The sequence below is a fragment of the Quatrionicoccus australiensis genome (assembly GCF_020510425.1).
Lineage (GTDB): Bacteria > Pseudomonadota > Gammaproteobacteria > Burkholderiales > Rhodocyclaceae > Azonexus > Azonexus australiensis_A.
Map to the genome: position 1 here is coordinate 765,861 of NZ_JAHBAH010000001.1, position 22,208 is coordinate 788,068.

Genomic DNA, 22,208 nt, shown 5'->3' on the forward strand with positions numbered 1-22,208 from the left:
TTTGTTTTCACCAATATGGAGGTTCCATGCCCCGCAAGATGTTCCCCGCCCTTGGTCTGATGGCCGCAATGATGGTTGCCGCGTTCCCGGCCCAGGCTGCTTCGCTGCAGGAAGCAGCCGACCTGCTCGGCGCAGCGAAAACCAAAAGCATCGAGTTCTCCGGTGCCGGCCACTGGTATCAGTTCGGCCAGGCCCCCAGTGCCGTGCTCCCCTGGCCGCAGTTCGACGTCAGCAGCTACAAGGCCGAGATCAATTACGAAACAGCCAGCGCCGGCGTCCATATCACCCGCATCCAGGCCGACGACCCGAAACGCCGCCGTCCGGCCCCGACCACGCAGTGGGTAAACCAATACGTCAGCGGCAAATATGCCTGGAACCTGCCGGTCGAGAGCGCGCCGCAAACCCCGTCGGCGCAGCCGGCTGCGGTCGAGGAACGCCGTGCTGAAATCTGGTCGACACCACAAGGCTTCGTCAAGGCGGCTCTGGCCAACAATGCCGTGAGCAAGCCGGATAAGGGCGGCGTCGAAGTCACGTTTACCGTCGATGGCAAATATCGCGTGGTCGGCCGCATCAATGCGAAGAACGATGTCGAGCAGGTGCAAACCTGGATCGATACGCCAGTCCTCGGCGACACCCTGGTCGAAACGAAATTCTCCGACTACCAGGACTTCAAGGGTGTCCGCTTCCCGGCCCGTATCATTCGTGAACAGGGCGGCCACCCGGTCCTTGCCCTTGGCATCGAAACGGTCAAGGCCAATAGCGAGGTCGCGATCACGCCCCCGGACAGCGTCAGCAAGGCCGCGCCTGCAGCGATCAGTGTCAAGTCCGACAAGCTGGCCGAAGGCGTCTTCTACCTGACAGGTGGCACCCACCACAGCGTCGCCATTGAGCAGAAGGACCATGTCGTGCTGGTCGAGGCGCCGCTCAACGAGGCGCGCTCGCTTGCATTGATCGAGAAGATCAAGGAAATCATCCCGGGCAAGCCGATCAAGACCCTGGTCAATTCGCACTTCCACTTTGACCATTCGGGCGGCCTACGCACCTTCGTCGATGCCGGTGCCACCATCGTCACCCACAAGCTGAACGAGCCTTACTACAAGAAGGCATGGGCTGCACCGCGCAGCATCAATCCGGACCGTCTCGCCAAGTCGGGCAAGGCAGCGAAATTCGAGACATTCGGCGACAAGTACGTGATTTCTGATGGTACGCGCAAGATCGAACTGCACAATATCGCCAGCAGCGGCCATAACGACGGTTTTGCGCTGATCTATCTGCCGGCCGAGAAGATCCTGATCGAAGCCGACGCCTTCACGCCAGGTGCCGTTGGCGCCCCCCTGCCTGCTTCACCGAATCCGTACAGCGTCAATCTCTACGACAACATCCAGCGCCTGAAACTGGATGTTGACCAGATCGCCCCGCTGCATGGCCGCCTGGTGAAACTGGCCGACCTGAAAGCGGCCATCGGACAGAAATAAGACATCCACTCACGGGGTCGGCGGAATGCCGGCCCCTTTTACAAGCTCTGCAGCGCAGCCAGAACCGAAGCAAAGGATATCTGCTTCCTTTTAGCGTCTGGTCGCCGGATCCCAGTGCTCGGCAATCCGGCCATTCTCGATACGGAACTGGTCGAACCAGGTAGTGGTGTATTTCACCCCGGGATTCTTTGGGTCGTCGTATTCCCGGACAAAACTCAGGGTCACCCAATCACCGTCGGCCAGGATGGCCACCAGTGGCGCCTTGACCCGTGCTTCAATGGGCTTGGCTGTCGCTACCTTGGCAAAGAATTCAACAAAGGCAGCACGCCCGGTCGGCACATTCGGATTGTGCTGAATATAGGACTCGGCGAGATATTTATCCGCCAACTCCATATGCCCGCCCTCAAACACCTCGCGCCAGAAGTCGTAAACCAGTTTCTTGTTGGCTGCCAAACGGGCATCCGGGCTGGCCAGAAGCTGTTCATGATGTGGATTCGCAGCTACCGGCACCTGAGCCGCCGCTGAGGTGATCAAGGTGCAGGCAAAAAGAGGGGCACAAAAAAGGGAAAGTTTCATGTTCGCTTTGATAAAAGGCCTGCTCTCCGACTCAGAGGGCTTGCCGAAAGGCGGGCGCCGACAATGCTTCAGCACGCCCACCGATAGCTCAGACGTAAAAAGAGCAGCCCACCGAACGATGGTCTGCTCCCGGCAATAACCTCAGAGCTTGATGCGGTAATCGTCGTGGCAAGCCTTGCAGGTGGCGGTAACCTTGCCGAACTGAGCCTTCACGGCTGCCACATCGGAGGTGTTGGCGACCTTGACCAGTTCATTGGTTTCGCGTGCCAGATTGCCGGCTATTTCACCGGCCTTGCTGCCGGCAGCGAAGAATTCGGGCTTGGTGGCCGTGTCGTGCCAGCCCTTGCCCTGCTCGGTGCCCGCTGCAAACAGGCTGCCGATGCCGGAGTTGGAGACGGCGGCCAGCGCGGTGGCGGCCTTGATCACCTCGTCCTTGTCGTAGACGGCGGCTTCGAGCGCCAGCTTGACACGGCCGCAGGTCCAGCCGATTACCTGGAACACCGATTGCCGCCATTTGATCAGGGTTTCCGGCTTGGCTGCCGCCTGTTGGGCATAGACGCCGGCGGAAGCAGCGAGAAGGCTGCCGCCGATGACGGACGCCAGAAGAACTTGGTGAGACTTGCGCATTGGACTTCCTCTATCAGTTTGGTTGAAACGAAAAAAGCCGGGTGAAGGCAAGCAGCCCACATCCGGCTTCAAGGAACAGGCCCATGTGGGCGGCCTATTTTTTTGTTGCCAGGCCCTGGACGACTGCCAAGGCCTGCTCGACATTGGCGGTCGGTGTCACGCCGCCGATGGTCGCGGCAATCTTGCCGTCCGGTGTGACGATGAAGGTAGTACGTTCGGCAAAACCATGATCGAGATCCTCACCCTTGCTGTCCTTGCGGCCGGCAACGGCATCCCGGACGGTCAACGCATAGGATTTGGCGATTTTGCCGCTGGCATCGGAGGCAACGACCAGCTTGCCGGCGCAGTAATCGGGATCGGCCGAAAACTTGTTGAGACGGGCAATGCTGTCGAGCGATACGCCGACGATGCTGGCTCCGGCCGCAGCGAACTTGTCGATGTTCTCGGCAAAGGTATGCGCCTGGATATTGCAGCCGTTGGTATAGGCCGAGGGATAGAAATAGACGACAACCGGGCCTTTCTTCAGCGCATCCTTGAGCGAGAAGTCAAAGGCCTTGCCAGCGAGTGAGGCCTGCGTGCGGAACTCCGGTGCGACATCGCCGGCATCGAGCGCAGCCAGGGCAGGCAAGGAAAAGAGTGCGGCGAACAGGCCGGCAGTCAGTAGTTTTTTCATGGATTTTCTCTGTAGGTTAATGGGCACCCTAGCGCCCGGAGATGTAATCGGCCAGCGCGTCGATTTCGGCATCGCTGAGGGTTTTCGCCATCGTGTTCATGATGCCGCCCGGGCTGTTATGGCGAACGCCGGCGCGCCATTCCATCAACTGCTTCTGCAGATAGCGACGATGCTGCCCGACGATCAGCGGTGTTTCGGCCGCACTCGGCACACCGCCGGCACTGCGCTCGTTGTGACAACCGACGCACGCGAGAATGCCACGCGCCGGGTCGCCCTCGTGGAACAGTTTTCTACCGACCGGGTTGTCGCCCTTGCCATCGCCCTGCATCGCCTTCTGACTGGAGAAATAGGCTGCGATGTCGGCGAGATCAACTGCCGACACCGTTTTCGCCATCACCGCCATGGTTTCGTTCTCACGCTTGCCGGAACGGAACTCGCCAAACTGCTTGATGATGTAGCCAACATTCTGGCCGGCCAGGCGAGGGAACTTGCCGATATTGCCGACCCCGTCCTCGATGTCATTGGCGTTGCCATCGTGACCGTGGCATTCGACGCAGCGCTCGTCTTCGGCCTTGAGCCGGCCGGCTGCAGCATTGCCCTGGTGAATCACCGGTGCAGCCACCTTGACCGCAGGCGCGGCTTTCGCCGCGGGCCTGGCGGACTGGGCGAGGAGCGGACCGGCGGCGAGGAGGAGCAGGCCGCCGAGAAAAAATGACGCAGAGATACGCATCAGGATTTCTTGTAAAAATTGTGGCACGCCTTGCAAGCCCGAGAGAGCTCGGTTGCCTTCAGGTTGGCCGTCTCGAAATCCTTGGCGCTGGCGAGTTTCTGGATATCGTTACTGAGATCCTTGCTCTGTTTCGAAATGGTCACCGCATCAGGCGCATCGCCTTTTTGCACGTAATAGGCCTCGATCTGCGCAAACATGCCGGCCAACTCCTTTGCATCGGCAATGCTGCCAGGTGCGTTGCCGACACCGACGTTGCCGGTCAGACTTTTGTGGGTATCTTCGACCGAGCGCATGAAATCATCGTCGATGGCGGTTTCGGCAGAGACAATCCCGATGCTTAACAACAAGGCGGCGAGGAAAAGTGAAGCTGTTTTTTTCATGATGATTGGGGAGTGATTCATATTTTTTTGCTCCGACCGGTCAACACGACACAACAGCCCGAAAAGCCGGAGGCCTTGCGGGCTGTTGTTCATGTATCTGGAACGGATGTACGACCAGGACTAGGCCAGGAGTTCCTTGATGACCTTGCCGTAAACCACGGTCGGACGCTCGGAACGACCGTTGTTCAGGAAGGTCGTCTTGAGGTGATCGAGGCCGAGCAAATGCAGCACGGTGGCGTGCAGGTCATAGGTATCGACTGCTGTGTCCTTGTCGGCCACTTGCAGACCGATCTCGTCGGTTGCGCCATGGGTGTAGCCCGCCTTGACGCCAGCGCCCGCCATCCACTGGGTGTAACCCCACGGATTGTGGTCGCGGCCAGTACCGCTTTCGCCCCAAGAGGTGCGGCCGAATTCGGAGGTCCAGACAACCAGCGTCGATTCGAGCAGACCGCGTGACTTCAGGTCGGCAAGAAGACCGGCGATCGGCTTGTCCACCATGCGGGCCTGGGTGCCGTGATTGCCTTCCAGGTCGCTGTGGGCATCCCAGCTGCGGCGCTCGTTGTCCGAAACGTTTTCCGGGTGGCCGGAGACGACATGCACGAAACGCACGCCGCGCTCGACCAGGCGACGGGCGCGTAGCAGCACCTTGCCGTAGCTCTCGCTGGTCTTGTCGTCGAGACCGTAGAGCTTCTTGGTGGCATCGCTTTCCTTGTCGAGATCGACGGCTTCCGGGGCAGCGCGCTGCATGCGGTCGGCCAGTTCGTAGGACTCGAGACGGGCGCGCAGTTCGCTGTCTTCCGGGCGACGATCGGCACCGATCCGGTTGAGCGTCTTGAGCAGATCGAGCGAACCGCGCTGCTGCGCGACCGAACGCAGCTCCGGGCGTTCGAGATAAAGAATCGGGGAATCGCCTGGACGGAACGGCGTGCCCTGATAGACGGCAGGCAGGAAGCCGGAGCTCCAGTTTACCGAACCGGCGCTCGGCTCACGGTCACCGTTGTAGAGCACGACGTAGGACGGCAGGTCCGGATTCAGCGAACCCAGCGCGTAGTTCACCCACGCGCCGAGCGACGGCCGGCCCGGATTGACGTCACCGGTGTTGAGCTTGAGGATGGAAATATCGTGCGTCGCGCCAACCGTCACGCTCGACTTGATGAAGGCAATCTTGTCGGCATGTTCGGCCAGGTTGGGCAGCAGATTGGAGAACCATGCACCGCTGTCACCGTACTGCTTCCAGGTCCGCTTGTCGGAAGCGAACAGCTTGCCGACCCCACCCTGGGTACTGGTCTTGATGCCCTTCATGAAAGAAGCCGGGGTTTCCTTGCCAGCCAGCTTGATCAATTCGGGCTTGTAGTCATAAAGGTCCAGCGTCGAAGGCGCGCCGTTCTGGTGCAACCAGATCACGGACTTGACCTTGGCCGGAAAATGCGGCGACTTGGGGGCCAAGGGATTGGCCAGGTCGGCCGCCGAAGCGGCATTGATGAAACCGATACCCGGGATGAAACCGCTGGCAGCGGCACCGCCCAGACCAAGACCGGACTTGATCAGAAAATCACGACGATTGATGCTCATATGTTTTGTTCCTTGAAAATTGAATGTCGCGGCGCTTAGAAGCGATAGGCGAAGTCGTTGGAGTTGGCGACGGTATGAACCAGGTCGACGAAGGCAGCACCGCGCACCGGATTGACCAGACGGGTGTCCTTGACGCCGAGCGGCACGGCTGCTTCGAACTTGCCGTCAGCCACCTTCTGTTGCACGGCAGCCTCTTCCTTGACCAGGAAGGCTTTGAGCGCGGCGGATTCGGCCTTGCTCGGCTCACGCGAGAAGAGGATCTGATACAGGCGGCTGATCTGGGCGTTTTCGTCCTTGCCGGCTTCGTTGATGACGCGACCAGCCAAGGCCTGCGACCAATTGACCGTGATGTCGCTGTTGAACAGGGTCAGGGCCTGCAACGGCGTCGTCGTCACGTCACGCTTGTGGTGTGCCTGCGACGGATTGGCCGGGTCGAAATTGGAAAGCAGCGGATACGGCAGGCTACGGCGGCTGAAGATATAGATGCTGCGACGATTCCAGTCATCCTTGTCCTTCGACACTACCCAAGCGCGGTCGCCGTTGAAATCGGCCGCACCGGAAACCAGGGCTTGGTTGATCGGCGGGAAAACGCCCGGACCACCCACCTTGTCGTTCAGCTCACCGGAGGCATAGAGCAGTGCATCGCGGATTTCCTCGGCTTCAAGACGCTTGCGCGGATAGACGGCAAGCAACTTGTTCTGCGGATCGGCCTTGGCAACATCCGGACGTTCGGCAGAAGACTGGCGATAGACGCTGGACAACAGGATATCGCGTTGCAGCTTCTTGACGCTCCAGCCGTTCTTGACGAAATTGTCGGCCAGGTAATCGAGCAGTTCCGGATTGGTGGGCTTCTCGCCGGCACGGCCAAAATCGGCCGGGGTCGGTACGATGCCCTTGTCGAACAACTGCGCCCAGACGCGATTCACGTAAACACGGGCAGTCAGCGGATTGTTGGCACTGGACAACCAATTGGCGAGTGCCGTGCGACGACCGGAAGACGTAGCCGTCGGCTTGATCTCGATCTTGTCGCCGCCCCACAGTGCCGGGATGACTGGCTGAACTTCCTCGAGCGGCCGTTCGTGAATACCGCCAAAGCGCACGAAGGTCGGCGGCGAATCGGAGTGGCCCAATTCGGTCGCCGTGGTGATGTTGACCGAACCGCTGACCGGACGCAGATCGTCAAACTTGCGCAACTCAGCCTGCAGCTTCTGGTATTCCTTCCAAGCCTCCGGCTTATCCGCGCTATATTGCGGATGCCCTTCCTTGCTGGCTTCGCGCAGATAGCCGGCAACACCACCATCAGCACCGGCAACAGTCTTGTGGCGGAAATTCACCCAACGATCCAGCGCATTCCATTCCTTTTCCGGCTTGAAAATCGCTTCGCGGCTATCCGTCAGATAACGCTCTTTCTGATACTTGACCGACGCATCACGATACTTGTCGTCAATGACGCGCTGCTTGTCACGAATCTCCTTGGTTGCCGCACGATATTTCGCCTGCTGCTCGGCAAACCTCTTGTCCCAGGCCGATTCGGTGCCCTTGGCGAGCGGCGACGACTGATCGAACGAGGTATTGGCGAAGAAGGCCTGCAGCTGGAAGTAATCCTTCTGGCTCAGCTTGTCGGTCTTGTGATTGTGGCAACGGGCGCAACCAGTGGTCGAGGCCAGGAAGGTCTCGCCGATGGTATCGGTGATGTCGGTGGCGATCTGATACTTGCGCTGCACGAGGTCGCGTGAATTGGCGTTGTCCGGATAACCGGCCAGGAAGCCGGTGGCGATTTTCGCCTCCTGGCTGTCCGGATAGAGTTCGTCGCCGGCAACCTGCTCCTTGATGAAGCGGTCAAACGGCTTGTCCTGATTGAAGGCGCTGATCACGTAATCGCGGTAACGCCAGTTGTTCGGACGGGTATTGTCATTCTGGAAACCGGAGGAATCGGCATAACGCGCCAGATCCAGCCAGCGGCGCGCCTGGCGCTCACCGAAGTGATGCGAGGCAAGCAGGCGGTCAACCAGTTTTTCGTAGGCATCCGGCGACTTGTCATTGACAAAGGCCTTGACCTCTTCCGGCGTCGGCAGCAAGCCCCAGGTATCCAGCGTCGCGCGCCGGATGAAGGTGGCGCGGTCCGCATCCGGCGACGGCTTCAGACCCTTGGCTTCGAGCTGGGCAAGAATGAATGCATCGATCGGCTTGCGCACCCATGCCTTCTGGGCAACCGCCGGCACCGGCGGCACTGCGACGGCAACATAAGGCGACCACTTGGCCGACGACGCCTTCGCCACATCAATGCCGACCTTATTTTCTTCGGCTGCAATCGCCACCACCGTCGTGAAGCACGACAGCACGGCAAGATAAGCAATTTTTTTCATGAACCACTCCAAACAAGAAAAATTCAGAATCACCCTATAAAACCCGCACCTGAAAAACCGCCCGGGCAACAACACTCGACAAGCATTAGCAGCCATCGTGCCAAGGGGAAATCCATCTTGAACGAAGCAAAAATATCCAGAAAAAAACAATTCAACACATTGATTTTATTTATTTAAATAAAAAAACAAAAACCAGTCATCGTGCATGAGCGGCTCAGAACCACACTCGGAACAGTGTCTCTCCGGCAGCAGATAAAACACTCACCTGCTGCGCAGGAGACAGGAAAACAAAAAGCCTGAATGCAATTAAAGCCAAATAATCGACAAAACACCGAACAACCCATAGCCGGGAGAAAATTTGAATATGGGCCAGATGCAGCAGAACACCACCAGAAGTGCACCTGCAGCAACACCCTTTGTTTATTTGTTTTGCATATAAAACTTAAGTTAATAAACTTACAATTTTTAAAACTATGCCTTTTTAACATGTAGTTACTGACACATTTTCTTACATAATTTTCGATAAAAATTTACAAGTCGATATCTGGCACGCGCATTGCTGAAATGAATCACTTTTGTTCATTTCCAATGGAGAGTTTTGCCATGAGCAGCATCCCAGCGTCCGCGCACTTACGCCAGAGCCGATTGCGTCAGTCATCCATCCCGTTCCGCCTTTCACCCCTGGCTGCGGTCATCGCCGGTATGGCATTTTTCTCGGGTACGCCTGCCTACGCAGCCGACGAAAAGACTGTCGCCGAACTGCAGGCAGAAATCTCCCGCCTTAAGCAGGCACTGGAAAAGAATCAGCAGGAATTGATCGCCAAGACTGGTGCCCAGCCGGAAACCACCACCAGCTTCGAAGCAGCAGCCCCCGCGGTAAAGCAACAACCTGACGAACCGCAGGCCCTCGACACCGTCGTCGTGCGCAGCCGCAACCGCATCGAACGCCTGCAGGATGTGCCGTTATCGGTTTCCGTCGTAACCGGCAAGGAACTCGACCGCCTCGGCGCCCACGATATTGATGCGATCACCAAGCGTGCCGCCAACGTTTCCTGGAACCAGGGCAACCAACGCACCAGCAGCCTGTCGATTCGCGGGATTGGCAAGCAAGGTCAGACTGAAGCCCAGGACCCCAGCGTCGGCCTCATCGTCGATGGCGTGAATTACGCCTACAACGCACTATCCTCAAGCTATGACTTTACCGACGTCGATGCCGTCGAAGTCACGCGCGGCCCGCAGGGCACGCTGCTCGGCAAGAACACCAGCCTCGGTGTCATCAATATCCAGACCCGCCGCCCTTCGTTCACGCCGAGCGCCGACTACTCGCTGACCTACGGCCAGCGCGACCGCTTCAAGGGAACCTTGTCAGCTGGCGGCCCCGTCGTCGACAACCTGCTCGCGTGGCGCGGCAGCTTTGTCGTCAATCGCGGCGCCGGCGACATCACCAACGAGTACAACAAGGATCTGTCCTATGCCAACATCGATCGCGTTTCCGGTCGCGTCCAGTTCCTGCTGACCCCAAGCGAAGACTTCAATGCCCGCGTCTCGGTCAACCTGACGCCGCGGGCCGGCGAATTCACCAATGGCCGGACCATCTACACGCCGACGCCGACGACCTACGCCAATGGTTCGGTGAACAACCTGAGCACCGATGCCAAGACCCGTCTCGGCAGAAGCTGGTTCACCCAGTCCGGCTACAGCTACGAAAGGGATTACCTGTACGGAGGGAACAACAAGAACGTCAATAACGATGCCGCCCGCCCGCTGGTCACCGGCAGCAAAGGGGCTTCAGCCGAGCTGAACTGGAACATCGGCGACCACACCCTGACCTCGATCACGGCCTATCAGGACTACCATTTCAACGCAGTGAATGACGAGGGCACGCCTTTTGACATCAACCGCAACTCGGGCGGTTTCTGGAACGATTACCAGCAGACCAGTCAGGAATTGCGTTTGAGCTCACGGACAGGCGGTTTCGTCGACTACCAGACCGGCCTCTATTTCATCGACGTCAAGAACGAGTCGAACTACCAGAAAATCTGGGGGGCCGACGCCGGCGCATGGTTTGCTTCGACGACCCAGTACAACGCCCTCAACGCGACAGCCGAAGGCAAGGTCCTGCTGCGCGACTCGCTGGCCAACCTGAAGATGTACTACAACTCGCCGGCCGGCACGCAATCGATCACCAACCAGAGTTCGGCCATCTTCGGCCAGGCCAACTGGCACTTCACCGATGCGCTGACGCTGACCACCGGCCTGCGCTTTACCCAGGAGAACCGCAACAACACGGCTAGCTCGGTGATTACCAGCAACGGCGATGGCGCAATCCTCAATCCCTCCGTGGTCAACGGCGTAACGCTGGGCGGCTTCGACTCCTATTACAACTCGGCGGCAACCGACAAGTGGGTACTTAACGGCAATGTCGTCGCAGCGGGCACGCCCGGTGCCTATCTGGTGACGGCCGGCTCGGTCGCGCTGACCACCAGTGCGGCCGGTGCTGCAGCCGCTTTGACCCAGGCCAATGCCGCTGCGCTGAAGTATTTCGGCGTCGCCACCTGGGCCGGGCTGACAGCACCCCAGCAACAGCAACTAGCCTATGCCCAAGCGATCCGCAAGAAAGAAATCGGCGTCGTCTTCAACTCCACCCGCGCCAAGGCCTTCCAGGCCGTGCAGCCGGCTTTCGTGGTCAGTCCGTCGTACAAGATCAACGACAACCTGACCACCTACTTCTCGCTGCAATATGGCGAAAAGGCCGGGATTTCGCAGTTCGTCAATGGCATTTCCAGCCCGGTTGAGGCCGAAAAATCGACGTCGTTCGAAGTCGGCCTCAAATCCGCACTGTTCAACAAGACGCTGATCCTCAATGCCGACCTGTTCCTGACCAACATCAAGAACTACCAGCAGTCGGTGCGTGTCGTCGATCAATACAGTACCTCGATCGACCCGGACGGCAAGACGGTCTATACCTCGGCGACCGGCAACGTGCCCAAGGTGCAGGCCAAGGGTCTGGAAATCGACGGTGTCTACGCCGGCATTCCGCGTACCACGATCCGCTTTTCCGGCGCTTACAACATCGCGCGCTACAAGGACTTCAAGAACGCCGCCCAACCGAATGAGTACGGCTATACCGGCGCCCCGGCCTACCGCGACGTGACCGGCCAAATCCTGCCAGGCGCCTCGAAGGTGTCGTTCAACATCGGAGCCGAATATCGCCAGCCGGTATTCAACAACCAGGAGTTCCATTTCGGTTTCAACACGGCCTATACCAGCAAGTACAACTCGGACAACTCCCTGTCCGACTACTCGTGGATTTCGGCCAAGTACATCACCGACATCTCGATCGGCCTGGGCCGCTCGGACAAGTCCTACGACGTCAGCCTGCTGGTCAAGAATGCGTTTGACGACGACACGCCGCTGACCAAGTCCTGGAACAGCTATACCCCGGCCATCCCGCGCTGGTATGGCGTCGTGTTCACCGGCAAGTTGTAATTTGCCGACCGCCTGATCCCTCCCATCACGCCTGCCCGGTCATGCCGGGCAGGCGTTTCCGTTTTGCCGCCTGCGATGCGCGCCCGGCGCGCCTTTTCCGGAGAAGACATGAAACGCACACCCTTTTTGCCCGCCCCGCTGGGCGGGCTGATTTTCGGCCTTTTTGCCGCGTCGACCGTTGCGCATGCCCAGGAAGTCCTGCCGCGTCCCACCCTGCCTTTTGCCGGCAAGCTCGACCCGGCGCGGGACAAGGCCCAGCCGGCCTGGCCGGAACTCGCCAAGGCGCCCAAGGGCGCGCCCAACGTTGTCGTCGTGCTGCTCGACGACGTCGGATTCTCTGCCGCATCGACCTTCGGCGGCGTGGCCCAGACGCCGACCCTGCAGCAACTCGCCAACAACGGCATCAGCTACAACCAGTTCCACGTCACGGCGCTATGTTCGCCGACCCGCGCCGCCCTGCTCACCGGGCGCAACCATCACGAGGTCGGCTTCGGCACGGTGGCCGACAACTCTTCCGGCTATCCCGGCTACAACTCGATCTGGTCGAAAGACACCGTCTCGGTCGCCGAAGTGCTGCGCCAGAACGGCTACAGCACGGCTGCCTTCGGCAAATGGCACAACACGCCGGGCTGGGAGATCACGCCGGCCGGCCCCTACGACCACTGGCCGACCAGTCTCGGCTTCGAGCAGTTCTACGGCTTCATGGGCGGTTTCGACAGCCAGTACGAACCGCGCCTGTACCGCAACACGACACCGGTCGAGCCGCCGGCAACGCCCGAACAGGGTTACCACCTGGTTGCCGACATGGCCGACCAGGCAACCCGCTGGCTCAACACCCACGACGCGATCTACCCAGACAAGCCCTTCTTCCTGTGGTTCGCGCCGGGCGGCACGCACTGGCCGCAACACGTGCCCAAGGACTGGATCGCCAAATACCAGGGCAAGTTCGACCAGGGCTGGGACAAGCTGCGCGAGGAAAACTTTGCCCGCCAGAAGAAGGCCGGCGTCATCCCGGCCAACGCCGTACTCACGCCACGCCCGCCGGAACTGCCGGCCTGGGATAGTCTGTCGCCCGACGAGAAGAAGCTGCTCGCCCGCCAGGCCGAGATTTCGGCGGCCTTCCTCGCCTTCGTCGATGCCCAGGTCGGGCGCGTCCTGGATAACATCCGCGCCGCTGGCCAGGCCGACAACACCGTCGTCTTCTACATCGTCGGCGACAACGGCAGTGCCCTGAATGCCAACCTGCTCGGCAACGACGCGCTCGATGCGACAGGCAAACCCCTGAGCGTCGCCGAGCGTCTGAAGAACCTCGCCGAACTCGGCGGGCCGAAGTTCGACAACCTGTTCGGCGCCGCCTGGGGCTGGGCCGACAACACGCCTTTCCAGTACGGCAAGGGGATTCCCGCCTATCTCGGCGGCACGCGCAATCCGCTCGTCGTCTCCTGGCCGAAGGGCATCACTGACAAGGGCGCGGTGCGCAGCCAGTTCGGCCATGCCATCGACCTGGCACCGACCATCTACGAGATCACCGGCGTCAAGTTCCCGGAGCAGGTCGAAGGCGTGCGCCAGACGCCGCTGTCCGGGCAAAGTCTGGCAGTGAGCTTCACGCAGCCGAACGCATTGAGCCGTCGCACCCTGCAGTATTTCGAAATCGGTGGCAATCGCGGCATCTACAAGGACGGCTGGTGGGCCGGCTCGCGCAACGTGGCAAACAACCCGAATTCGGTGTGGACCAGCGCGCCTTACGGTCAACGCGACTGGGAGCTCTATAACCTGAATGAGGATTTCAGCCAGGCCAACAACCTGGCCGGCAAAAATCCGCAGAAGGTCGCCGAACTGGCCGCCCTCTTCGACCAGGAAGCCTGGCGCAACGACGTCTATCCGCTCAGCCCGATTGCCGGCGTCGGCCGCCCGGCGCCGGCCACCGCCGGACGCACGCTGTTTACCTACCGGGCCGGCGTCAATCGCATTCCGTCGCGTAATGCGCCGGACGTCATCCGCCGCGCCCACCGGATCACCGCCGAGCTTGAAATCGGCAGCGGCGACAACGGCGTGATCATCGCCAACGGCGGGCGCTTCGGCGGCTACAGCCTGTTCGTCAAGGACGGCCGCCTGGTTTACGAAGCCAATGCGCACGGTCAGCGCAGCGCGCGCATCGTTTCCAGCGCTGTACTGCCCAAGGGCAAGCTCAAGGTCGCTTTCAGCTTCGAGCCGGATGCCGCGGCGCCGGCCGGGCAGCCCAACGCCGCCGTAGCGGGCACCGGCCGCCTGTACGTCAACGACCAGCCTGTCGGTGAAGGCCGTATCAGCAAGATCACGTTGAGCAATTACGACTCGCAGGATGTCGGCAGCGATCTCGGTACGCCGGTCAGCAACGACTACAAGGTGCCTTACGCGTTCAGCGGCAAGCTGAACAAGGTCGAGGTGGAACTGCGCTGAAACAGTTGCTCGGCTTCATCCTGCGCCTAGTGGCCGCGCTCTGGCTGGGCGGCGCCAGCGCCGCTCCGGCCGGGCCGGGCTACATCGGCAACCCGGCCTGCGCTGCCTGTCATGCCGAGGCGGCGCGCGCCTGGCAAGGTTCGCATCACGCCCATTCGATGCAGCCGGCCACCCCGCAAAGCGTGCTCGGCGACTTCGCCGATGCGAGTTTCGAGCAGCACGGGCAGCGCAGCCGCTTCTTTCGCCGGGGCGGCAAGTTCTGGGTCAATACGCAAGGGCCGGACGGCCGGGTGCAGGATTTCGAAATTCGCTACACCTTCGGTATCGAGCCGCTGCAGCAATACCTGATCGCCCTGCCCGGCGGTCGCCTGCAGGCATTTTCGCTCGCCTGGGACAGTCGACCGCACCAGGCTGGCGGCCAGCGCTGGTACGCGCTCTATCCGGACAACCCGCCAGCGCCCGGCGATCCGACGCACTGGAGCGGACGCGACCAGAACTGGAACTTCATGTGCGCCAGTTGCCATTCAACCGGACTGGACAAGAATTTCGATCTCGGCAAGAACAGTTATGCGACGCGCTGGGCGGAAATCAGCGTCGGCTGCGAAAGCTGCCACGGCCCCGGTGCGCGTCACCGGGACTGGGCGCGCGGTAAGCGGAGCGGCGATAACGGCCTGATCGCTCTCGCCGCAATGAATTCCCTTGCCTGGCGCTTCACCGAACCGGGCCAGAAAATCGCCAGGCCGCAGGGCGACGTTGCCGCAGCGAAGGAGGCAAGCGAAGCCTGCTACGGTTGCCATTCGCGCCGCCAGGAATTGCTGGCCAAGGCCGAGCCCGGCGCCCGCTTTCTCGACAATTACCTGCCGCGCCTGCTCGAACCGACGCTGTACCACGCCGATGGCCAGATCGACGGCGAGGTCTTCGAATACGGCTCCTTCATGCAGAGCCGGATGCAGGCGGCCGGCGTCACCTGCAGCAACTGCCACCAGACGCACAGCCTCAAGCTCAGGGCGGAAGGCAACGCGCTGTGCGCGCAATGCCACCGCAGCGAGCATTACGACCGCAGCAACCACCACCATCACGCGGAAGGCTCGGCCGGCGCCCTGTGCACCAGCTGCCACATGCCACAGAAGACCTATATGGGCGTTGATGTACGGCACGATCACGGCTTTCGCATCCCCGACCCGACGCTGGCCGGGGGCAAGCTACCGAACACCTGCGGCCAGTGCCACGCCGAGCGCGACCGCGCCTGGGCCAGCGAGCAACTGCAGCGGTGGACCGCGGGAAAAACGACAAAACCGCCCCATTTTGCCAGCGCCCTGGGTTCGGGCTCAGACAGCTTGCCGGCGCTCTCTGCGGCGCTCGGCATCAATTGGTCCGGCATCGTCCGCGCCAGCGCCCTCAACCTGCTGCGCGGCGCGGCAACGCGTGAAAGTGCAGAGATCATTGCCACGGCAGCCAACGATGCCGACGACCTGGTCCGTCTCGGCGCGGCCCGCGCCCTGCCTACCCTGCCCGGGCGCGCGGCGGCAACACTGGCTGGTCGCCTGCTGGCCGACCCGCGCCGGGCGGTACGCATCGAGGCGGCGCGCTCCCTGGCCGGGATACCGGGCCACTTTCTACCCCCCGAAACGGCGGCTCGCCTGCAGGCGGCCCTTGGCGAACTCGAAACCGCCGAGCTGGCCGCCGGCGAACGCCCGGAGTCGCATTTCAACCTGGCGCAATTGCACGCCCGGCAAGGCAAGGCCAGTGCCGCTGAACAGGCCTATCGCAGCGCACTGCGCCTGGCCCCCGACTTCTCGCCGGCCCGGCTCGGCCTCACCGACCTGTACCGGATGCAAGGACGTGACCAGGAAGGGGAAAAACTGCTCCGCCAGGCAGTTGACCGTCCGGAAGTGGCCAATGCGCTGGGCCTGCTGCTGATCCGGCAAGCTCGCCTGGGCGATGCCCTGCCCTGGCTGGCGCAGGCGGCTGCCGGCGCCCCGGAGAATCCCGGCTTTGCCCTCACACATGCCCTTGCACTAGCCGAAAGCGGCAATCGCGAAGGGGCCAGGGCGGTGCTGGACGATGCGCTCCGGCTGCACCCGCAGGCGCAGAGCCTGCGCGTGGCAAGACACCAATTGACGGAAGACCATACAAGAAACTGAAACGGCGGGCCCGACGCCCGCCGCAAAGAAAGCGCTGCTTATTTGCCGTCGAACTTCTGATTGGCTGCCTTGACATCGGCCAGGATCTTGTCGCGCGCAGCACGGGCGGCCAGTTGTTCGTCGGTGATCGCCTTCGAGATCAGCTGGATATCGAGATTGCCTTCAGCCACCAGGCAATCGAGGTAAGTGTTGGTGTCCTTCTGGTAGGCGGTCACCTTGTCCAGACTCTTGTTGTAGGCATCGGGATTGCGCTGGTCGACCGTGACGGCAGCCGGCTTGGCGCCGCAGCGCGCGCTGCTCCAGGCACCATTGGCGAGGTTGCCGGCCTGGGCACCAGCGGCGGCCAGGAAAATCATGGAAAGAAAAAATACAGGTTTGATCATCAGGATTGCTCGGAAATAAAAGGGAAAATTCAAAGGCCGGCCCTACCCGCAGGCATGGCCGGCCTCTTCAAACGAGTGTCAAGCCACCGGGTTATCGGTGACCAGTACGGGCTCCGGACGTGACGTCCGGGCAGTGCGCGGCTTGTTTTTCGGCTTGACCGTGAATTTCAGGCGCTTCCAGCCGATGAACAACGAGCTGACGCCGAGCACCAGGCCGAAGCCGATCCACAGCAGCATCCACGCATCCCAGACCGGGCGCACGTAGAGAAAGCCGATGTCCCAGTAATGCAGCGCGTTGAACAGCCAGCGGTAGGCGCGGCGGCTGTTGTCCTGGCGTAGAAGCAGGCGGCCGTCCTGCGGGTCAAGATAGAAACGGGTGCCGACCGCGTCATCGAGGTCGACGCGCACTACCGGCAAAGGACGATCGTAGCTGCCGCGACCGTGGCGCAGGTAGTAGTAGCTGTCGTACTCGGTAATCAGCGACTGGGTCGCATTGACCTGGTCACCGGCCAAACGCTTCACGGCATCGGTCAGTGCGATGCTGCCAAAACTCTCGACTGAAGCGGCCACCGGCTGGCGTTGGCCGTTGCGGTCATAGGCCAGGAGCACGGCCTGATCACCCAGGCGCCGCCAGCTCAGTTCGACAGCATCGCCAGATGCGCCAGCCAGGGCGACCGGTTTCCAGTCGCGTGCAGCTGCCGGCAGGCCGCTGCCGTAGTAGCGCACCAGTTCCTCGCGGCTCGGTGTGGCCGGCGTGAACAGCTTCCAGGTATTGCCGTTGAAGAAGCCGCTGAGCGCCCAGAGGAAGGCAAAGCTGCCGCCGATCAGCCCGGCCCAGAAATGCCAGCGGAACCAGAAGGCGCGGTAGGGATGCACGCGGCCCTCGGCATAGGTTGCCTTGCCGAACAAGCCTGGCCGCCAGCGCAACCAGCCGACGATGAGGCCGGTCAGGCACGCGACGAAAGCGGCAATCACCGACCACATCAGGATTTCGGCGCGCGATTCGCTCCAGCTCGTGAGATCGAGGAAACGGAAGAAATGCAGCCAGTTGCCGGCCCAGTAAAGGCCGCGCTCGACACGCGTCGAGGCATGCACGACATCGCCGCTCTTCGCCGAGATGTAGAGCTCACTGCCCGAGCCGTCATCGATGGCGAAATGATGGAAGGGGCGCAACGCATCCTGGTTGCGGATGATCATCGGCTTGTCGACGGTTTCCAGGAAATGGACCGGCGTCGCCAGGCCGCTAGCCTCGTTGCCGTTAACCCACTGTTCGGCGATCCTGCCCGCCGTTTCGGCCGAGGTTTCAAGCAGATGTCCATCGATGGCGGAAATGGCAAAACGCTTGCCGGAAGTATCCTCGACCAGCCATTGCGGTTGTCCGGCGTGGCGCAACAGGCGAGCCTCGGTGACGGTGTTCGCCACCGGCTTGCCCTGCCCCTTGCCTGCCTCCTGGCCGGAACCCGCAGGTTTGCCGGCGCTACCGGCCTGCTTGCGTTCAGCCGCGCTGCGTTCCCAGGCCTCCCCCAGGCTCAGCCAGCCGGCTTCCGGGTTTAGCACTTCGGCGTGGGCCAGTTGCTGCGGCCGGGTCTGGTTCATCTGCACGGAATACAGGATGACCAGCCCGGAGAAAAACCACAGGGTCATGAACAGGGCCAGGGCGACCCCTGTCCAGCGATGCACCAGAAATAGCAGGCGTTTCATCGGTATGCCTCACAAGATATTCGCCCTGCATTACACCAGGGCTCAAAAAAAGCTGCCGGCATGCTGGGCATGGACGGCAGCTTCGAGCGGGCGGCAGGAAGCCGCGCCTGACTCAGTCCTTCTTCTTGAAATCGTCGTGGCAAGCCTTGCAAGTGCCTTGCAGCTTGCCAAACTGGGCCTTGACGGCAGCCTGGTCGCCAGTGGCGGCGATCTTGGCCAGTTCATTGGCTTCCTTGGCGAAGTTGCCAGCCAGTTCGCCGACGCGCTTGCCTTCGGTAAACAGTTCCGGCTTGACCGTGGTGTCATGCCAGCCCTTGCCCTGCTCGGTACCCGGGGCGTACAGGGCACCGAGGCCGGAATTGGCAATGGCAGCCGTGCTGTTGGCGGCACGGATCACTTCTTCCTTGTTGTAGGTACCTTCGACATTGGCCTTGATGCGGGCGCTGTTCCAGGCAACGACCTGATACACCGACTGGCGCCACTTGATCAGGGTTTCCGGTTTCGGTGCCTGCTGCGCCAGGGCGCTGGCGGAAACGACGACGGCCAGGGCTGCGACCAGGGGTTTGATGGATTGCTTCATTGTTGCTCCTGTATTGAAAAGGGCAGCGCAACATGCGCTGCCACGGATGGGGGATTCGGTTACCAGGCGGGCGCCGCAACGGCAGCCGGCGGAGGTGGCGGTTCGGCGGGCAGCAGCCCGCCGCTGGCGGCATAAACAGTGCTGCTGGCAATCAGTGCGGCAACGGCAAAAGCAACAGCGCTGCGCAACGGGCTATGCGGATGCTCAACCGGCGGCACAGACACATCGTCCTTCCAGCCGGTCAACATCGGTTTGAGCAGGTTTTCCTTCTTGACCCGGGTGTAGAAGGCAATCGCCGCCAGATGCAGGCCGACGATCGCCAGCAGCCCATAGAAAACCAGGGAATGCAGACCACGCGACTGATCCGAGGCTTCCTTGCTGAGTAGCACGGCAAGCGGCCCCTGGAAGGTGATGTCGTCGTTGGCGAACAGGCCAGTGAATACTTGCGCCGTAGTCAGTGCCAGCAGGGCAAGCACCGCCAGCGCACCGAGCGGGTTGTGTCCGACTCCGCGCCATTCACCACGCAGATAGGCCCTGATCGCGGCCGAGCCGCGCACGAAGTTGGCAAAACGGGCGGTGGGCGCACCGACGAAGCCCCAGACGACACGAAAAATGACCAGACCGAGAATGAACAGACCACTGCGGCCATGCCATTCGATCAGCTCGCCACCGATCTGACCGGTCACCACGGCCGTCACGATGGCGGCGGCCAGCAACCAGTGGAACAGGCGGGTCGGCAGATCCCAGACACGTTGACGACTCATCTTGCGTTCTCCTCAGGTGCGCAGGTGCTGGTTGAAGAAGGCGACGGTGCGCTGCCAGGCCAGCTTGGCGGCGGACTGGTCGAAGCGCGGCGTGGTGTCGTTGTTGAAGCCATGCTGGACGCCGGGATAGATATGCGCCTCGTAGCGCGTTCCGGCCGCCTTCAGCGCCGCTTCGAATTTTGGCCAACCGGCGTTGATGCGCTCGTCGTTCTCGGCGTACTGGATGAGCAGTGGCGCCTTGATCTTCGCCACGTCCTCGGCCGGCGGCTGGCTGCCATAGAAAGGCACGCCGGCAGCCAGGTCGGGCAGACGGATGGCCAAGTAATTGACGATGCCGCCGCCGTAGCAAAAACCGACCGCACCGACCTTGCCATTGCCTTCCGGCAACTGCTTGAGCAGACCGGCGGCAGCGACGAAATCCTCGCGCGTCTTGCTCTGGTCGAGCTTGGGAAACAGCTCACGCGCCTTGTCCTCGTCGCCGGGGTAGCCGCCGAGCGGGAACAGCGCATCCGGGGCAAAGGCGATAAAGCCGTCGAGCGCCAGGCGGCGGGCGATATCCTCGATGTGCGGATTGAGGCCGCGATTTTCATGAATTACCAGTACCGTCGGCAGCTTGCCCTTGGCATTGGCCGGTTTCACCAGGTAGCCGCGCGCTGTGCCATAACCCTGCGGCGAAGCGAACTCGACGAAGCGCGCCGTGATCCGCGGGTCGTTGTCGCGCACCTGCTGCGCCTCGGCGAAACGCGGGCTGAGCGCCTGCAACAAGCCTTCGGCCGTAGCTGCACCGAGCGCAAACTTGCCGGCCGACTTGAGGAAGTCGCGGCGCGGAATCAGGCCATGCACGTATTTGTCGAACAGTTTCAGGACTTCCGGATGAAAATCCTTGGCGGTCAGTCGGCTCATGGGGAAACTCCTTTTTTATCGATCTGCTTACTTGGCGCGTCCGGCGTAACCCGCCGTCTGCGTGGCGATGCGGTAGGCTGAACCGCGCCCGACGACATATAGCGTCTTCTTGCCGGCGCCGGCAAAGGCAAGGTTCTGCGGCTTTTTCGGCAGGGCGATGCTGCCCAGCGCCGTGCCGTCGGCGGCGAATACTTCGATGCCGACATTGGAGGCGACATAGAGGCGTCCCTTTTCATCGACCGCCAGGCCATCGGCGCCGCTCGACCAGGTGCCGTTGTCGGCCTTGCTCCAGCCGGCCAGCCTGGCGAAATTGCGGCGGGCACCGACCGAACCGTCGGCCGCCACGTCATAGGCCAGCACATGCTCGCCCAGCGTATTGGCGACGTAGAGGGTCTTTTCGTCGGGACTGAGCTGGATGCCGTTGGGGCGCTCGATATCGGCTGCCAGACGCTTCAGGATGCCGTCCGGCGTGATGTAATAGACGGCCGGCTTGGCAAATACCTTGGTCGGTGCCGGCTGGCCCGGCGCGACATTGACACCGGAGTCGGTGAAATAGACGCCGCCGCGCTTGTCGACCACCAGATCGTTCGGGCGGCCGAAAGGCAGGCCTTCGAAATTGTCGGCCAGCGTGCGCTCCTTGCCCTGCGGATAAACCACGCCAACGCGGGTATCGGCGACCTGCACCGAGATCAGCTCGCCCTTGCCGTTGAAGCCCAAGCCATTCGAGCCATTGCTGTTCTCGAGGAAAGGCGAGGTCGAGCCGTCAGCGGCAATACGCGTGATCCGGTTAGCCTGGGTTTCGGTAAAGGCAAAAGTGCCGTCGGGCAGCGCCACCGGGCCCTCGGTGCCCTTGAAACCGTCCTTGATCAGTTCAATCCTGGTCCCTGCCGCAACCACGCCGGGAATCGCCTGGCTTACTGTTTCCTGAGCCATCGCCGAAGCAATCAGCAGGCTGCCGCCGAGTGCGGCAAGAATGCTGCGTGCGGATTTGCTCAGGGCAAAACGAGAGGTTTGGACAGGAACATGCAAGGACATCGGTCATTCTCCAAAGGCTGAACGGGCGACACCCCGAACCGGGATGCCTGACTGGGGGCTGTTCAGCAGCAAGCGTGCCAATCCCGGCGCGGCAAGCGGTGCCAGGCGGTAGACACGCGACAATCCCATGATTTGAATAGGGAATTGACTACCACCCGAATCCCGGCCGCCCACCCCGGCCTGACGCCCCGGTCACCCCACCCTGCTGCGCTGGCAACAGGCGAAAGGAAAGACTGCTCGCCGGGCAACACCCGGGCTTTGTTGCGCCAAGAAAAAAAGGCCCGCCAGGGTTTGCTGGCGGGCCTGAACGAGGCTTGGAGATGAGATTGATGAAAGCCGCAAAGCAATCACGAGGCTTAATTTACCGGGGA

Annotated in this window: 17 protein-coding genes; 4 read left to right on the plus strand and 13 right to left on the minus strand. The window is 61.5% G+C overall.

All coding sequences use genetic code 11. The features are described from left to right. Window positions 1-26 precede the first annotated feature (26 nt). Entirely contained in the window at window positions 27-1,475 is a 1,449-nt protein-coding gene (locus tag KIG99_RS03805) for an MBL fold metallo-hydrolase (protein WP_226458932.1), read from the plus strand. Between the two features lie 90 nt (window positions 1,476-1,565). On the opposite strand, the gene KIG99_RS03810 is transcribed toward KIG99_RS03805, so the two are convergent. The 7 genes from KIG99_RS03810 to KIG99_RS03840 all read right to left on the minus strand — a co-directional run bounded on the left by KIG99_RS03810 (window position 1,566) and on the right by KIG99_RS03840 (window position 8,399). Beyond that, window positions 1,566-2,051 carry a nuclear transport factor 2 family protein gene (locus KIG99_RS03810; RefSeq protein ID WP_226458933.1) on the minus strand — a complete coding sequence of 162 codons (486 nt, stop codon included), beginning with the start codon at window positions 2,049-2,051 and terminating at the stop codon, window positions 1,566-1,568. Window positions 2,052-2,192: 141 nt separating this feature from the next. Next, window positions 2,193-2,678 carry a c-type cytochrome gene (locus KIG99_RS03815; protein WP_226458934.1) on the minus strand — a complete coding sequence of 162 codons (486 nt, stop codon included), beginning with the start codon at window positions 2,676-2,678 and terminating at the stop codon, window positions 2,193-2,195. Window positions 2,679-2,772: 94 nt separating this feature from the next. After that, window positions 2,773-3,351, minus strand: a complete 579-nt coding sequence (locus tag KIG99_RS03820; RefSeq protein ID WP_226458935.1) for a peroxiredoxin — start codon at window positions 3,349-3,351, stop codon at window positions 2,773-2,775. A 28-nt stretch (window positions 3,352-3,379) separates the two neighbouring features. After that, window positions 3,380-4,081 (minus strand): c-type cytochrome, encoded by a 702-nt coding sequence (locus KIG99_RS03825; protein WP_226458936.1) that lies wholly within the window; start codon window positions 4,079-4,081, stop codon window positions 3,380-3,382. Continuing rightward, window positions 4,081-4,554, minus strand: coding sequence for a hypothetical protein (locus tag KIG99_RS03830; RefSeq protein WP_226458937.1), 474 nt, complete (start codon window positions 4,552-4,554; stop codon window positions 4,081-4,083). The genes KIG99_RS03825 and KIG99_RS03830 overlap by 1 nt, the downstream gene beginning before the upstream one ends. Before the next feature lie 27 nt (window positions 4,555-4,581). Next, a complete protein-coding gene (locus tag KIG99_RS03835) occupies window positions 4,582-6,033 on the minus strand; it encodes a DUF1501 domain-containing protein (RefSeq protein WP_226458938.1) in 1,452 nt (483 codons plus the stop codon). Window positions 6,034-6,068: 35 nt separating this feature from the next. Beyond that, entirely contained in the window at window positions 6,069-8,399 is a 2,331-nt protein-coding gene (locus tag KIG99_RS03840) for a DUF1549 and DUF1553 domain-containing protein (protein WP_226458939.1), read from the minus strand. Window positions 8,400-9,002: 603 nt separating this feature from the next. Here KIG99_RS03840 and KIG99_RS03845 point away from each other — a divergent pair. The 3 genes from KIG99_RS03845 (at window position 9,003) to KIG99_RS03855 (ending at window position 16,471) form a co-directional block, all read left to right on the plus strand. After that, window positions 9,003-11,888 (plus strand): TonB-dependent receptor, encoded by a 2,886-nt coding sequence (locus KIG99_RS03845; RefSeq protein WP_226458940.1) that lies wholly within the window; start codon window positions 9,003-9,005, stop codon window positions 11,886-11,888. Window positions 11,889-11,996: 108 nt separating this feature from the next. After that, entirely contained in the window at window positions 11,997-14,327 is a 2,331-nt protein-coding gene (locus KIG99_RS03850; RefSeq protein WP_226458941.1) for an arylsulfatase, read from the plus strand. A gap of 5 nt (window positions 14,328-14,332) precedes the next feature. Further along, the gene (locus tag KIG99_RS03855; protein WP_226458942.1) at window positions 14,333-16,471 is read left to right on the plus strand and encodes a tetratricopeptide repeat protein; all 2,139 of its coding nucleotides are present in this window, start codon (window positions 14,333-14,335) and stop codon (window positions 16,469-16,471) included. Window positions 16,472-16,509: 38 nt separating this feature from the next. On the opposite strand, the gene KIG99_RS03860 is transcribed toward KIG99_RS03855, so the two are convergent. From KIG99_RS03860 to KIG99_RS03885, 6 genes are all read right to left on the minus strand, one after another. Continuing rightward, a complete protein-coding gene (locus tag KIG99_RS03860) occupies window positions 16,510-16,854 on the minus strand; it encodes a hypothetical protein (RefSeq protein ID WP_226458943.1) in 345 nt (114 codons plus the stop codon). Between the two features lie 78 nt (window positions 16,855-16,932). Further along, a complete protein-coding gene (locus KIG99_RS03865; RefSeq protein WP_226458944.1) occupies window positions 16,933-18,555 on the minus strand; it encodes a PepSY-associated TM helix domain-containing protein in 1,623 nt (540 codons plus the stop codon). Between the two features lie 112 nt (window positions 18,556-18,667). Next, window positions 18,668-19,135 (minus strand): c-type cytochrome, encoded by a 468-nt coding sequence (locus KIG99_RS03870; RefSeq protein ID WP_226458945.1) that lies wholly within the window; start codon window positions 19,133-19,135, stop codon window positions 18,668-18,670. A 59-nt stretch (window positions 19,136-19,194) separates the two neighbouring features. Then, window positions 19,195-19,899: a cytochrome b/b6 domain-containing protein gene (locus KIG99_RS03875; RefSeq protein WP_226458946.1), complete on the minus strand. Its 705-nt coding sequence runs from the start codon at window positions 19,897-19,899 to the stop codon at window positions 19,195-19,197. 12 nt (window positions 19,900-19,911) lie between these two features. Continuing rightward, window positions 19,912-20,802 carry a dienelactone hydrolase family protein gene (locus KIG99_RS03880; RefSeq protein ID WP_226458947.1) on the minus strand — a complete coding sequence of 297 codons (891 nt, stop codon included), beginning with the start codon at window positions 20,800-20,802 and terminating at the stop codon, window positions 19,912-19,914. A 27-nt stretch (window positions 20,803-20,829) separates the two neighbouring features. Next, window positions 20,830-21,837: an SMP-30/gluconolactonase/LRE family protein gene (locus KIG99_RS03885; protein ID WP_226458948.1), complete on the minus strand. Its 1,008-nt coding sequence runs from the start codon at window positions 21,835-21,837 to the stop codon at window positions 20,830-20,832. Window positions 21,838-22,208: the final 371 nt, after the last annotated feature.

What these genes read in the sequence shown, in the direction of transcription:
- KIG99_RS03805 (WP_226458932.1), top strand. Translation starts at nt 27, where the DNA reads ATGCCCCGCAAGATGTTCCCCGCCCTTGGTCTGATGGCCGCAATGATG.
- KIG99_RS03865 (WP_226458944.1), bottom strand. Translation starts at nt 18,555, where the DNA reads ATGAAACGCCTGCTATTTCTGGTGCATCGCTGGACAGGGGTCGCCCTG.
- KIG99_RS03850 (WP_226458941.1), top strand. Translation starts at nt 11,997, where the DNA reads ATGAAACGCACACCCTTTTTGCCCGCCCCGCTGGGCGGGCTGATTTTC.
- KIG99_RS03885 (WP_226458948.1), bottom strand. Translation starts at nt 21,837, where the DNA reads ATGTCCTTGCATGTTCCTGTCCAAACCTCTCGTTTTGCCCTGAGCAAA.
- KIG99_RS03820 (WP_226458935.1), bottom strand. Translation starts at nt 3,351, where the DNA reads ATGAAAAAACTACTGACTGCCGGCCTGTTCGCCGCACTCTTTTCCTTG.
- KIG99_RS03880 (WP_226458947.1), bottom strand. Translation starts at nt 20,802, where the DNA reads ATGAGCCGACTGACCGCCAAGGATTTTCATCCGGAAGTCCTGAAACTG.
- KIG99_RS03810 (WP_226458933.1), bottom strand. Translation starts at nt 2,051, where the DNA reads ATGAAACTTTCCCTTTTTTGTGCCCCTCTTTTTGCCTGCACCTTGATC.
- KIG99_RS03835 (WP_226458938.1), bottom strand. Translation starts at nt 6,033, where the DNA reads ATGAGCATCAATCGTCGTGATTTTCTGATCAAGTCCGGTCTTGGTCTG.
- KIG99_RS03815 (WP_226458934.1), bottom strand. Translation starts at nt 2,678, where the DNA reads ATGCGCAAGTCTCACCAAGTTCTTCTGGCGTCCGTCATCGGCGGCAGC.
- KIG99_RS03830 (WP_226458937.1), bottom strand. Translation starts at nt 4,554, where the DNA reads ATGAACAACAGCCCGCAAGGCCTCCGGCTTTTCGGGCTGTTGTGTCGT.
- KIG99_RS03845 (WP_226458940.1), top strand. Translation starts at nt 9,003, where the DNA reads ATGAGCAGCATCCCAGCGTCCGCGCACTTACGCCAGAGCCGATTGCGT.
- KIG99_RS03870 (WP_226458945.1), bottom strand. Translation starts at nt 19,135, where the DNA reads ATGAAGCAATCCATCAAACCCCTGGTCGCAGCCCTGGCCGTCGTCGTT.
- KIG99_RS03875 (WP_226458946.1), bottom strand. Translation starts at nt 19,899, where the DNA reads ATGAGTCGTCAACGTGTCTGGGATCTGCCGACCCGCCTGTTCCACTGG.
- KIG99_RS03840 (WP_226458939.1), bottom strand. Translation starts at nt 8,399, where the DNA reads ATGAAAAAAATTGCTTATCTTGCCGTGCTGTCGTGCTTCACGACGGTG.
- KIG99_RS03860 (WP_226458943.1), bottom strand. Translation starts at nt 16,854, where the DNA reads ATGATCAAACCTGTATTTTTTCTTTCCATGATTTTCCTGGCCGCCGCT.
- KIG99_RS03825 (WP_226458936.1), bottom strand. Translation starts at nt 4,081, where the DNA reads ATGCGTATCTCTGCGTCATTTTTTCTCGGCGGCCTGCTCCTCCTCGCC.